The organism is Neorhizobium petrolearium, assembly GCF_029854435.1.
GTDB lineage: Bacteria > Pseudomonadota > Alphaproteobacteria > Rhizobiales > Rhizobiaceae > Neorhizobium > Neorhizobium petrolearium.
On the sequence record NZ_CP123000.1, the window covers coordinates 3,551,696 to 3,563,976 of the forward strand.

12 protein-coding genes are annotated in these 12,281 nt (G+C 62.7%); 2 read left to right on the forward strand and 10 right to left on the reverse strand.

Annotated features, from left to right (window positions below; translation table 11 throughout):
• Positions 1 to 53: 53 nt before the first annotated feature.
• Positions 54 to 527, reverse strand: a complete 474-nt coding sequence (locus tag QEO92_RS17535; RefSeq protein WP_227703872.1) for a VOC family protein — start codon at positions 525 to 527, stop codon at positions 54 to 56.
• Between the two features lie 220 nt (positions 528 to 747).
• Between QEO92_RS17535 and QEO92_RS17540 the strand changes: the two genes are divergently transcribed.
• Entirely contained in the window at positions 748 to 1,329 is a 582-nt protein-coding gene (locus QEO92_RS17540) for a cupin domain-containing protein (protein WP_052183011.1), read from the forward strand.
• Between the two features lie 149 nt (positions 1,330 to 1,478).
• A complete protein-coding gene (locus QEO92_RS17545) occupies positions 1,479 to 2,915 on the forward strand; it encodes an NAD-dependent succinate-semialdehyde dehydrogenase (RefSeq protein ID WP_227703873.1) in 1,437 nt (478 codons plus the stop codon).
• Between the two features lie 94 nt (positions 2,916 to 3,009).
• Here the strand turns inward: QEO92_RS17545 and QEO92_RS17550 are convergent, their stop codons facing one another.
• From QEO92_RS17550 to QEO92_RS17590, 9 genes are all read right to left on the reverse strand, one after another.
• A complete protein-coding gene (locus QEO92_RS17550) occupies positions 3,010 to 4,032 on the reverse strand; it encodes a sulfate/molybdate ABC transporter ATP-binding protein (protein WP_037154672.1) in 1,023 nt (340 codons plus the stop codon).
• A complete protein-coding gene (gene cysW / locus QEO92_RS17555; protein ID WP_037154674.1) occupies positions 4,029 to 4,919 on the reverse strand; it encodes a sulfate ABC transporter permease subunit CysW in 891 nt (296 codons plus the stop codon). The genes QEO92_RS17550 and cysW overlap by 4 nt, the downstream gene beginning before the upstream one ends.
• A 2-nt stretch (positions 4,920 to 4,921) precedes the next feature.
• Positions 4,922 to 5,743 (reverse strand): sulfate ABC transporter permease subunit CysT, encoded by an 822-nt coding sequence (cysT, locus tag QEO92_RS17560; protein ID WP_227703874.1) that lies wholly within the window; start codon positions 5,741 to 5,743, stop codon positions 4,922 to 4,924.
• Positions 5,744 to 5,819: 76 nt separating this feature from the next.
• Positions 5,820 to 6,806, reverse strand: coding sequence for a thiosulfate ABC transporter substrate-binding protein CysP (gene cysP, locus QEO92_RS17565; protein WP_227703875.1), 987 nt, complete (start codon positions 6,804 to 6,806; stop codon positions 5,820 to 5,822).
• 211 nt (positions 6,807 to 7,017) lie between these two features.
• Entirely contained in the window at positions 7,018 to 7,221 is a 204-nt protein-coding gene (locus QEO92_RS17570; protein WP_227703876.1) for a DUF1059 domain-containing protein, read from the reverse strand.
• 448 nt (positions 7,222 to 7,669) lie between these two features.
• Entirely contained in the window at positions 7,670 to 8,557 is an 888-nt protein-coding gene (mmsB, locus tag QEO92_RS17575; protein WP_227703877.1) for a 3-hydroxyisobutyrate dehydrogenase, read from the reverse strand.
• 24 nt (positions 8,558 to 8,581) lie between these two features.
• Positions 8,582 to 9,661, reverse strand: coding sequence for an enoyl-CoA hydratase/isomerase family protein (locus tag QEO92_RS17580; RefSeq protein ID WP_227703878.1), 1,080 nt, complete (start codon positions 9,659 to 9,661; stop codon positions 8,582 to 8,584).
• Between the two features lie 13 nt (positions 9,662 to 9,674).
• Positions 9,675 to 11,270, reverse strand: coding sequence for a GMC family oxidoreductase (locus QEO92_RS17585; RefSeq protein ID WP_227703879.1), 1,596 nt, complete (start codon positions 11,268 to 11,270; stop codon positions 9,675 to 9,677).
• A gap of 12 nt (positions 11,271 to 11,282) precedes the next feature.
• Complete coding sequence (locus QEO92_RS17590) at positions 11,283 to 12,281, reverse strand: branched-chain amino acid ABC transporter permease (protein WP_037154688.1); 999 nt, start codon at positions 12,279 to 12,281, stop codon at positions 11,283 to 11,285.

The following is a 12,281-nucleotide window of genomic DNA, read 5'->3' on the forward strand; positions in this document are numbered from 1 at the left end:
CGCCGGCTGACCTCGCCAGCCGGCAACGATCCGAAGCTTGTGGGGGCGTTTACCTACCCCCGCCGCGCGGCCTCGATTGCCGCGACATCGATCTTCTTCATGGTCATCATCGCATCGAAGGCACGTTTCGCCTCGCCGCCGCCGGCCACAAGCGCCTCCATGAGAACGCGGGGCGTGATCTGCCAGGAGATGCCCCATTTATCCTTGCACCAGCCGCATTCGCTCTCCTGACCGCCATTGCCGACAATGGCGTTCCAGTATCGGTCGGTCTCCTCCTGGTCTTCGGTCGAAATCTGGAAGGAAAAGGCTTCGTTGTGCTTGAAGACCGGACCGCCGTTCAGCCCGATGCAAGCAACGCCCGCGACGGTGAATTCCACGACGAGCACGTCTCCCTGCTTGCCGTCCGGGTAATCGCCGGGCGCGAGGATTATCGCGCCGACGGCGCTATGCGGAAAAATCCCGGCATAGAAGCGGGCAGCCTCCTCGGCATCCTTGTCGTACCATACGCAGATCGTGTTCTTTGCCATTGCATTTCTCCCTTTTAGTCCTCGTGACGAGGTCGTCAGTCACGACCATACCCTAAAGACGCCGGGGCCTTCGGCGATCCGACATCCAGCCGAAAAAACTTAAATCCCCTCACACCCCACGCCGTTTTTCGTCATTGGAGAAATTTCCGCCTTCGGTGTATCAGTGAGGTCAGGTCCCATCAGGGACAGTGCACGAATGAGATAAAGGTCGCTCGAAAGAATGCACGCCATGGAGAAGACGGCGGAAGACGCCGATGGCGGTTTCAACGTCGGTGAACGGTTGCGCCTGGTGCGCCATCAGCATGGGCTTTCCCAGCGGGCATTGGCGATGAAGGCGGGCGTCACCCATTCGCTCGTCTCGCTGATCGAGAAGAACAAGGTGAGCCCTTCGGTCGCCTCGCTGAAGAAGATTCTTGAATCGATCTCCTATCCGCTGACCGATTTCTTCGCGCTGACCCTGCCGCCGGTCGACCAGATCTTTTATCGCGCCGATGAATTGGTTCCGCTTTCCACCGGCACGTTGACGCTTCTGCAGGTGGGCGACGCGAAATCCCACAGCGTGCAGATTTTCCATGAGTTCTACGAACCCGGCGCCGACAGCGGCGAGACCATGCTCCAGCATGATGCAGAGGAAGGCGGCGTGGTGGTGGCCGGCGAGCTTGAACTGACCGTCGGCAGCCAGACACGCATCCTCAAGAAGGGAGACGCCTATCTCTTCGACAGCCGCCTGCCGCACCGCTACCGCAACGTCGGCACCGAACGCTGCGAGGTGGTGAGCGCCTGCACACCACCCTATCTTTAGTATGACTTTATTGAAGGTCGCCGTTGATTGTGGCCGTCAATTATCTTAGGTCAGGCTGGCGAATTCTCCGTATCTCTGCCGGCGATTTTCCCTGATCGCCCCGCCCTTTTTAGAACGCCCGCCCTTTTTTTGGAACGAAAGTGGACCCCATGCAGACCTATCCCGACGTCAAGCTCTTCATCAACGGCGAATGGCGCGATGCCATCGGCGGCGAGACCATTCCGGTCATCGATCCCGCGACCGAAGAGGTGATCGGCAAGATCGCCCATGCACGCAAGGCGGACCTCGATCTTGCGCTGGAAGCGGCCGATAAGGGCTTCAAGATCTGGCGTGACACCGCCGCCTTCGAGCGTTCCAAGCTGATGCGCAAGGCCGCCGACATCATGCGCTCGCGCGTTGATGAGATCGCCTTCATGATGACCCGCGAACAGGGCAAGCCGCTCGCCCAGGCGAAGATGGAAGTGATGGGCGGCGCCGACACGATCGACTGGTTCGCCGAGGAAGCCCGCCGCACCTATGGCCAGATCATCCCGGCCCGCTTCAGCGGCGTGGCTCAGATGGCGATCAAGATGCCGGTCGGCCCGGTCGCCGCCTTCACGCCCTGGAATTTTCCGATCAACCAGATCGTCCGCAAGCTCTCCGCAGCGCTCGCCACAGGCTGCTCGATCATCGTCAAGGCGCCGGAAGAAACCCCGGCCTCGCCTGCCGAACTCATTCGCGCCTTCGTCGATGCCGGCGTTCCGGCGGGCGTCGTCAACCTCGTCTACGGCATTCCGGCCGAGATTTCCGAATACCTGATCCCGCATCCGGTGATCCGCAAGATCTCGTTCACGGGCTCGACGCCGGTCGGCAAGCATCTCGCTGCACTCGCCGGCAAGCACATGAAGCGCGCCACGATGGAACTCGGCGGCCATGCGCCGGCGATCATCTTCGACGACGCCGATCTCGAAAAGGCGATCGAGGTGACGGCGGCGGCAAAGTTCCGCAATGCCGGCCAGGTCTGCGTCGCGCCGACCCGCTTCCTGGTGCAGGACGGCATCGCCGACAGGTTCACCGAGGGCCTCATCAAGTATGCCCGGTCGATCAAGGTCGGCAACGGCCTTGAAGAAGGCGTCACCATGGGCCCGCTTGCCAACGACCGCCGCATCCCGGCCATGGAAGACATGATCCATGACGCCGTATCGAAGGGTGCAGAACTCAAGACCGGCGGCAAGCGCATCGGCAACAAGGGTTATTTCTTCGAGCCGACCGTGCTCGCCGACGTGCCGACCTCCGCCAAGGTGATGAACGACGAGCCGTTCGGCCCGCTTGCCATCGTCAACCGTTTCTCGCATTTCGACGACGCGATCGAAGAGGCGAACCGCCTGCCCTTCGGCCTTGCATCCTATGCCTTCACCAGCTCGGTGAAGACGGCCCACGCGCTCGGCCGCCAGATGGAGGCCGGCATGCTGACCATCAACCACAACGGCCTTGCCCTGCCGGAAGTACCCTTCGGCGGCATCAAGGACTCCGGCTACGGCACCGAGGGTGGTTCGGAAGCCGTCGAAGCCTATCTGGAAACCCGCCTCGTTTCCCAGATGAGCTGAGACTTAAGTTGGTTGTTTGAAATCCAAGGGACAGCGGTTCGTATCGCTGTCCCTTTTTGCTTCATTGCCCGCGACACCCCCCTCAGCCCAAAGCTCAACCGATCGCGAACACCTTCGCCCGCCTGAGGGTCACGAAGCCCCCATCGCCCGCCTTCACGAGGCGCTCCGGCTCGACGTCGAATTCCAGATGCTCGCCGGCCTCGGTGGTCGCCAGCACCCGCCGGCCACCAGGGCGGTCCAGCACGCGGCTGATGCTGGCCGGAATGCCCGGCCCCTGCAGTGACCAGTCGAGATCGGCCGGACGGGCGTAGAGTTCCGCCTTGCCGTCCGCCAGGCCGGAAACCTCGATCGCCGCGCCGCTGGCATAGGCCTTGCCGTCGCGCACCTCGGCAGAGATCACGTTCGCATCACCCAGGAACTTCATGACGAATGCCGATTTCGGATCGCGGCAGACTTCCTCCGGCGTGCCCTGCTGGACGATATGCCCATCCTTCAGGATGACGACCCGGTCGGCAAGGTCGAGCGCCTCTTCCTGGTCATGGGTGACGAAAAGCGTGGTGATCCCAAGCTCGGAATGGATTTCGCGCAACCAGCGGCGCAGGTCGCGGCGGACATTGGCATCGAGCGCGCCGAACGGTTCGTCGAGCAGCAGCACCTTCGGATCGACCGCAAGCGCGCGGGCGAGCGCCACGCGCTGTCGCTGGCCGCCGGAAATCTGCGCCGGAAACCGGTCGCCGAGGCCTTCGAGGCGCACGAGACGCAAAAGCTCGCCGACACGGGCATCGATCGCCGCCTGTCCGCGCTTCACCTTCGAGACCTTCATGCCGAATGCGATGTTTTGCGCAACCGTCATATGCGGGAAGAGCGCATAGTGCTGGAAGACGAAGCCGACGCCGCGGTCACGCACGGGAATGTCCGTCGCGTCCTGCTCGCCGAAATAGATGTGGCCGCCATCGGCATATTCGAGGCCCGCGACCATGCGCAGGATGGTCGTCTTGCCGGAACCGGACGGCCCGAGCAGCGCGACGAGCTCGCCGCTTTCGATCTCCAGAGAGACATCCCTGACGGCGCGAAAAGTCTCGAAGGTTTTGACCACGTGGTCGAGGCGGATTTTCATGAGGCTTTCTCCGCGGCATTGGCGGCTTCCGGCGCCCTTGGGCGGACGCGGCCGGCCCCCTGGCGTTCCAGCGCCACCTTGGCGATGATGGTGAAGACGGCGATGAGCGCCAGAATGGAGGCGGAAGCGAAGGCGCCCGCCGCCTGGTAATCGTGATAGAGCAGTTCGATATGGAGCGGCAGCGTGTTGGTCTGGCCGCGGATATTGCCCGAAACGACCGAGACCGCGCCGAACTCGCCCATGACGCGGGCATTGCAGAGCACGACGCCGTAAAGCAGCGCCCATTTGACGTTCGGCAGCGTCACCGCGAAGAAGGTGCGCCAGCCCGACGCCCCGAGCGAGGTGGCGGCCTCCTCCAGGTCGCGGCCCTGCGCCTGCATGAGCGGGATGAGTTCGCGGGCGACGAAGGGCGCCGTGACGAACATCGACGCCAGGATGATGCCGGGGATCGCGAACAGGATCTTGATCCCGTAGGCATCCAGCACCGGGCCGAAAATGCCCTGCAGCCCGTAGACGAACAGATAGGCGACACCGGCGACGATCGGCGAGATCGAGAACGGGATTTCGATCACCACGAGCAGGAAGCGCCTGCCCCAAAAATCGAACTTGGTGATCGCCCAGGCCGCCGCGATGCCGAAGGCGGTGTTGACCGGCACGGCGACGAGCGCGGTCAGCACCGTGAGCATGATCGCATGCCGCGTGTCGGGATGGGCGATCGTGTCGCGATAGACCTGCCAGCCTTTCGAAAAGGCCTCGACGCCGATGATGACGAGCGGCGCGAGGATGAGAATGGCGACGAGGACGAGCACGACGCCGATCAGGCTGCGGCGGAAAACCGGTCCGTCTCCGATGCGCGGCGGTTTGCGACGGGTAGCGATGACACTCATGGTCAGTTCCTCACCGTATAGCGCAGCGCCCGCGCCTGCATCCAGTTGGTGACGGCGAGCATGAAGAAGGCGGTCAGAAGCAGGACGGAGGCGATCGCGGCTGCCGCCTGGTAGTCGTATTCCTCCAGCCGGATGAAGATCAGGAGCGCGGTGATCTCCGTCGACATCGGCTGGTTGCCGGCGATGAAGATGATCGCCCCGAACTCGCCGAGCGAACGGGCAAACGAGAGGGACACGCCCGCCAGAAGCGCAGGCGTCAAAAGCGGCAGGATGACCTTGCGGAAGATTTCCCAGTCGGAGCCGCCGAGCGATTGAGCCGCTTCCTCCAGCGCCGGGTCGAGGTCCTCCAGCACCGGCTGCACGGTGCGGACGATGAAGGGCAGCGACGTGAAGCACATGGCGATCATGATGCCGAGCGGCGTATAGGCGACCTTGATGCCGAACCCGGCAAGCACGGAACCGAACCAGCCATTGGTGGAAAACAGCGCGGTCAGCGCAATGCCGGCAACCGCCGTCGGCAGCGCGAAAGGGAGATCCACCATGGCGTCGACGATCCGCCACCCCGGAAAGCGGTAGCGCGTCAGCACCCAGGCGAGCGCCAGGCCGAACACCAGATTGAACGCGGTGGCGGCGAGCGCCGAAAGCACCGTGACCCGATAGCTGGCGAGCGCCCGCGACGACGAAACGATCCGCCAGTAGTCCTCCGGCCCAAGACTTGCCGCCTTGAACGCAAGCGCGACAAGCGGCAGGACCACGATCAGGCCGACATAGGTGAGGGTCACGCCCAGCGAGAGCGGCAATCCGGGCAGGACATTGCGTCTCAAACTGCTATTCCTTTTTCACGGCAAAACCCGGCGGATCAAAGCCCGCCGGGCAGGAGGAAACCGGTCCGATGTGGGATTAGCGACTGCCGTAAAGCTTGTCGAGAGTGCCGCCGGAAGAGAAATGCTCCGTCTGGATCTTGCTCCAGCCGCCGAACACGTCGTCGACATTGACGAGGCGGATTTCCGGGAACTCGTCCTTGAACTCGGAGACGACCTTGTCGTTGTGGACGCGATGGCCGAACTCCGCCGCGATCCGCTGGCCGTCCTCGGAATAGAGGAAATCCAGATAGGATTTCGCAAGCACTTCGGAGCCGTGCTTCTTGGCGACCTTGTCGACCACCGCGACCGGGAATTCCGCAAGCAGGCTGACCGAGGGAATGACGCTCTCGACCTTGTCGGCGCCGTATTGCTTGACGATGCTGCGGGTTTCCGCCTCGAAGGTGATCAGCACGTCGCCGGTCTCGCGCTCCACGAAGGTCGTGGTCGCGGCGCGGCCGCCGGTATCGAAGACGGGCACGTTGTCGAAGATCTTGGTGATGAACGCCTCGATCTTCTCCTCGTCGCCGCCATAGGCCTCCTTGGCCCAGGCATAGGCCGCGAGATAGGTGTAGCGCGCATTGCCGGAGGTCTTCGGGTTGGGGAAGACGGCGTGCACGTCGTCGCGGGCAAGGTCGCTCCAGTCCTTGATGTTCTTCGGATTGCCGGCGCGCACCAGGAAGGAGGGGAAGGAATAGAAGGGCGAGGCGTTGTTCGGGAATTCCTTCTGCCAGTCCGCGGAAACGAAGCCCTGCTTCACCAGAAACTCGACATCCGTGACCTGGTTGAAGGTCACCACATCGGCTTCGAGACCTTCGACGATCGAACGGGCCTGCTTCGAGGTACCGGCATGCGACTGGTCGATGATGACGCCCGGATGGCTCTTGATGAAGGCCTCGTTTTCGGCTGCGAAGATCTCGCGGGCGATATCGTAGGAGGCGTTGAGAAGCTTGTTCGGCTCCTGCGCCAGTGCAGGCGTGACGAAAAGCGCGGCAAACGCGGTGCCGAGGATCAGGAGGCGGTTCATGCAAGTCTCCGGTGTTTGATTGTTCCGCTGAAACTACCGGCTGGCGTGCCGGATCGCGAGGAACCGGGGACCCCGCTTGCGCATCCCTTTAGAAATTTCGTCCATTTTCGCCCCTGTTTGGCAAAGCTTTTCGCTCACCATCGGGATTACGCCGCCTCCCCTCCCGAGAAGGCAGTGCCATGAACGCTGGGGACCCTCCATCAAGCACCCGTCACGCGACGCTGCGCGGGGCTTCCAGGTCGTGGATGGCTTTCCTGATCTCCGTGCGGAACTCCGGCGTGTCCTGACGACCATGCACGGAAACGGCGTGCTGGACCGCGACGTCGACAAGCTCGTCGGTGCTGTCAGCCGACATGGCTACGGTGCATTTCATTTCGCTCGGAAATTCGCGGCAATCGATGAATTTGCGACCCATGTTCTCCTCCATCACAGGTCCATGGCCGGTCGGCCAGGGGGTATGAATCTTACTCCCATCGCTCGGGACAAACAAACGCAAACAAAGCCCCGCCGGGCGGATCGCCTGCGGGGATGATTCGGCGTCTTCGAAAAATAAACCGTCTGTCCATCAACGACTTGGATCGAACGGCCCGTGCCGTTTGTCCCCGCCAGCAAAACCGGCGCGATAATCCTCACGTCATCGGATGGGAACCGGGTTCGCGAGCCGGCTCCAGCTTCACGGGTCAAGGCTCGGTTTCCGGTGATGGTCGTGGAAGACGATTGGACGGGAACTGACAACTCTCGAAAGATAACCGAAACGGCCGGGGCAGGCAGAAAATCCTACCTCCCAAACCCAATGCCACTGCCTGCCCCGTTCCCAACCATGCCGGCTCTGCCTGCGTGGGCGAAGGTGTTTCCGGAAAAACTCAAGCGCTCGCCTTCTCCCGCAGCATCCGGATGATCGCGGAAAAATCGTCTCCGCCGTGGCCGGCCTTCTCGAACTCCGCATAAAGCTCGGCCGCATGGCTCCCGAGCGGCGTTGCGGCACCCGATTGCCTTGCCGCCTGCTGCGACAGCGTCAGGTCCTTCAGCATCAGCGCCGCGGCGAAACCCGGTTTGTAATCGTTGTTGGCGGGCGAGGCCGGCACCGGACCGGGTACCGGGCAATAGGTGGTGAGCGACCAGCATTGTCCCGATGACGTGGAGGCAACATCGAACAGCGCCTGGTGCGAGAGGCCGAGCTTTTCGGCAAGCCCGAAGGCCTCGCAGACGCCGATCATCGAAATGCCGAGGATCATGTTGTTGCAGATCTTGGCAGCCTGCCCGGCTCCCGCCTCGCCGCAATGGACGATCTTCTTGCCCATGGCCTCGAGGATAGGCTTGCCCGACGCGAACGCCTTTTGAGAACCGCCGACCATGAAGGTCAGCGTGCCGGCCGCAGCGCCCCCGGTGCCGCCGGAAACCGGCGCATCCAGCGAGATGCAGTTCATCACCTCCGCGAGCTTGTGTGCCTTGCGGGCGCTTTCCACGTCGATCGTCGAGCAATCGATGACAAGCGTTCCTTCGGGGACGAGCGTCGTAAGGTCCGTCCAGACCGCGATGACATGCTCTCCCTTCGGCAGCATGGTGATGACGCATTCGGCATCGTGAACGGCTTCCGCAAGCGTCGCAGCGCCCTTGACGCCTGCGCCGGCAGCCGCCTTCAGCGAGGCATCCGAGAGGTCGAAGCCATGCACCTCATGACCCGCCTTCACCAGATTGGCGGCCATCGGCCCGCCCATGTTTCCGAGGCCAATAAATGCGATCTTGGTCATGTCTTCCTCCCGTTCCTGTATTTCTCAGAGCCTGTGGTCCGCAAACAACACCGGATGCCGCACGGCGAAATAACGGTCGAGGTCCGCCTCGCTCACCTCTTCGAGCGTCGCCGGCCGCCATTTCGGATTGCGGTCCTTGTCGATGATCGCGGCCCGCACGCCCTCGTAGAAGTCGTGGTTGTGCAGGATTTCCACGCCGGCAGTGAACTCCCGTTCCAGGCATTCGACAAGGCTCGAACTTGCGCGTCCGAGCCGCAGCAGCCGCAGGGCCAGCTTGAGGCTTGTCGGGGAGCGTTTCGAGATGATCTCGCGCGTCCTGACGGCAAACTCGCCCTCTTCCTTTTCCAGGGCCGCGACGATTTCCTCCACTCTATCGAAGCGGAAGGTGCGGTCGATCAGGTCGCGATGGGCGGCGAACTGCCCCTCGCCCGGCGCGACCGCAAAACGATCGATCACCGCCCGCGCCTGTTCATCGGAGGCACTTCCCTTGAGCTCGCCCAGGGCCTCGACCAGCCCCTCCAGGCGCTCGGACGGAACGCAGGCGTCTGCGAGATTGGCATGGATGGCGTCCGCCGCGCCGACCGTCTCGCCCGTCAGCGCCATCCATGTGCCGGTCTCGCCCGGCGCGTGCGGCAAAAGCCAGGTGGCGCCGACATCCGGCACATAACCGATGCCGGTCTCCGGCATGGCAAGCCGCGTCCGTTCCGTCACGATGCGGTGTTTTCCATGCGAAGAAATGCCGACGCCGCCGCCCATGACGATACCGTCCATCAGCGCCACATAGGGTTTGGAATAATGGGAGATCATGTAGTTGAGCGGGAATTCCTCCCGCCAGAAGCGCGTCACTTCGGGATCATCCGTCCTGCCCATCTCGTGGATGACGCGGATATCGCCGCCGGCGCAAAGCCCCCGTTCCCCCTCGCCTTTCACGATGACGCAGGAGATCGCCGGATCGCCGGCGAAACGCTCCATCGCCGCCTTCATGTCCCGCACCATGGCAAGGTTCAGGCTGTTCAGGGCCTTTGGACGGTTGAGCCGGATGACGGCCGCCGAACCAACGTGGTCGAGAAGGACTTCATCACTCTGAATGGCGGTATCGGACATGCGCATCTCCGGTTTAACGGTTGTCCGCCAGGATCATCTCCGCCGCCTTTTCGGCGATCATGATCGTCGGCGAATTGGTGTTTCCGGATGTTATATTGGGCATGATCGAGGCATCGGCGATACGAAGTTTTCCGAGCGCGCGCATTTTCAGACGCGGATCGACCACGCTTTCCGGATCGGCGCCCATGCGCGCCGTGCCGACCGGGTGGAAGATCGTCGTACCGATATCGCCCGCCGCCTTTTCGAGATCGGCATCGGTCTCGAAGGACGGGCCGGGCTTGTATTCTTCCGGATGATAACGCGCGAAGGCGGGCTTCTTGACGATCTCGCGGGTGAGCCGGACCGCCCTCACCGCGATGTCCCGGTCGCCGGCAGTCGAGAGATAATTCGGATGGATGCCGGGGGCGGCTGCGAAATCCGGGCTCTTGAGATGCACCGAGCCGCGGCTTTCAGGACGCAGGTTGCACACACTCGCGGTCATGGCCGGGAAGGCATGGACGGGATCGCCGAACTTGTCGAGCGAGACGGGCTGGACATGGTATTCGAGATCCGGCGTCTCCCTGTCCGGACCTGATTTCGTAAAGATGCCGAGCTGGCTCGGCGCCATGGACATCGGCCCGGAGCGCTTGAATGCATATTCCAGCCCGATCGCCGCCTTGCCGATCAGGCTCGACGCCTTTTCGTTGAGCGTCGGAACGCCGGTGACCTTGTAGACCATGCGCAATTGCAGATGGTCCTGCAGGTTCTCACCGACGCCCTTCACTTCCTTGACGACCTCGACGCCCGCCTTTTGCAGCACCTCGCCGCGGCCGACGCCGGAGAGCTCGAGGATATGCGGGCTACCGATCGCCCCGGCGCTGAGCACGGTTTCCTTCCTCGCATGGGCTTTCTTCGTCACGCCGTCGTGCTGGAATTCGACACCCTTCACCTCGCCGTTCTCGATGATCAGGCGGCGCACATGCGCCTTGGTCAGCACGGTGAGGTTCGGCCGCTTCATCGCGGGCTTGAGGAAGGCCTTCGACGCATTCCAGCGGATGCCGGAACGCTGGTTGACGTCGAAATAACTGGAGCCCTCGTTATTGCCGCAGTTGAAGTCGTCGATGATCGGGATTCCGGCCTCCTCCGCCGCCTTCTGGAAGGCGTCGAGTACCGCCCAGCGGACGCGGGCCTTTTCGATCCGCCATTCGCCGCCGGCGCCGTGCATCTCGTCGGCGCCCTTGTAGAAATCCTCCGATTTCCTGAAGATCGGCAGGACATCGTCCCAGCCCCAGCCGGTGCAACCCATCTGCCGCCAGAGGTCGTAGTCGCGCGCCTGGCCGCGCATGTAGATCATGCCGTTGATCGAGGAGCAGCCACCGAGGATTTTCCCGCGCGGGTAGGAAAGCGAACGGCCATTGAGGCCTTCTTCCTTCTCGGTGGTAAAGCACCAGTCGGTGCGCGGATTGTTGATGCAGTAGAGATAACCGACGGGAATATGCACCCAGTGGTAATTGTCGTTACCGCCGGCTTCGATGATCAGGACGCGGTTATCCGGGTCCTTCGAGAGGCGGTTGGCCAGGACGCAGCCGGCGCTGCCCGCACCGATGACAATGTAATCGTAATTTTCCATGGCTTTGACCGTTCACCGCCGATGCTCGAAACCGAGCTTCCGGCCGAGCCGGGAGGCGTAGAATTCTCCTATGATGCCCCGCCGGAAGACGAGGACGCAGACCATGAAGACGACGCCGGTGATGATCGTCACCGGGAATTCCGACGTCGCCAGATAGTTCTGCAGCGTGACGACCAGGCCAGCGCCGAAGATCGGGCCGATCAGCGTGCCGATGCCGCCGAGCAGCGTCATGAGGATCACCTCGCCGGACATCTGCCAGGCGACGTCCGTCAGCGTCGCGAACTGGAAGACCAGCGCCTTCAATCCGCCGGCAAGTCCGGCCAGCGCCGCCGACATGACGAAGGCGCCTAGCTTGTAGCGCGCGACGGAATAGCCGAGCGAGGTGGCGCGCGCCTCGTTCTCGCGGATCGACTTCAGGATCATGCCGAAGGGCGAGTTGATGAAACGCCAAATGACCACCATGCCGATCAGGAACACCGCCAGCACGAAGTAATACATGTTGCTTGACTGGCTGAGGTCGATGAAGCCGAAGAGATGGCCGCGCGGCACGGACTGGATGCCGTCCTCGCCCTGTGTGAACCCCGCCTGGAGGCAGAAGAAGAAGAACATCTGCGACAGCGCCAGCGTGATCATCGCGAAATAGATGCCCTGCCGGCGGATCGCCACATAGCCCATGACGAGGCCGAGCAGTGCTGCGCCGACGACGCCGGTCAAGACGCCGAGTTCCGGCGGAAAGCCCCATTCCTTCACCGCATGGGCGGTGAAATAGGCGGCGCCCCCGAAGAAGGTCGCATGGCCGAAGGACAAGAGCCCCGTATAGCCGAGCAGCAGGTTGAAGGCGCAGGCGAACAGCGCGAAGCATAAAAGCTTCATCAGGAAGATCGGATAGAAGAAGGCCGGCGCCACGATGAGAAAGGCGAGCCCCGCGATCAGGAAGGCCGCATAGGTCATCGAGGCCGTGGCCGACCGTTCGGGCTGCCGTTTGACGCTGCTTTGAGTAAGGTCGGTCAT

What these genes read in the sequence shown, in the direction of transcription:
- QEO92_RS17580 (WP_227703878.1), bottom strand. Translation starts at nt 9,661, where the DNA reads ATGTCCGATACCGCCATTCAGAGTGATGAAGTCCTTCTCGACCACGTT.
- cysW (WP_037154674.1), bottom strand. Translation starts at nt 4,919, where the DNA reads ATGAGTGTCATCGCTACCCGTCGCAAACCGCCGCGCATCGGAGACGGA.
- QEO92_RS17540 (WP_052183011.1), top strand. Translation starts at nt 748, where the DNA reads ATGCACGCCATGGAGAAGACGGCGGAAGACGCCGATGGCGGTTTCAAC.
- QEO92_RS17590 (WP_037154688.1), bottom strand. Translation starts at nt 12,281, where the DNA reads ATGACCGACCTTACTCAAAGCAGCGTCAAACGGCAGCCCGAACGGTCG.
- QEO92_RS17545 (WP_227703873.1), top strand. Translation starts at nt 1,479, where the DNA reads ATGCAGACCTATCCCGACGTCAAGCTCTTCATCAACGGCGAATGGCGC.
- QEO92_RS17570 (WP_227703876.1), bottom strand. Translation starts at nt 7,221, where the DNA reads ATGGGTCGCAAATTCATCGATTGCCGCGAATTTCCGAGCGAAATGAAA.
- QEO92_RS17535 (WP_227703872.1), bottom strand. Translation starts at nt 527, where the DNA reads ATGGCAAAGAACACGATCTGCGTATGGTACGACAAGGATGCCGAGGAG.
- QEO92_RS17550 (WP_037154672.1), bottom strand. Translation starts at nt 4,032, where the DNA reads ATGAAAATCCGCCTCGACCACGTGGTCAAAACCTTCGAGACTTTTCGC.
- QEO92_RS17585 (WP_227703879.1), bottom strand. Translation starts at nt 11,270, where the DNA reads ATGGAAAATTACGATTACATTGTCATCGGTGCGGGCAGCGCCGGCTGC.
- mmsB (WP_227703877.1), bottom strand. Translation starts at nt 8,557, where the DNA reads ATGACCAAGATCGCATTTATTGGCCTCGGAAACATGGGCGGGCCGATG.
- cysP (WP_227703875.1), bottom strand. Translation starts at nt 6,806, where the DNA reads ATGAACCGCCTCCTGATCCTCGGCACCGCGTTTGCCGCGCTTTTCGTC.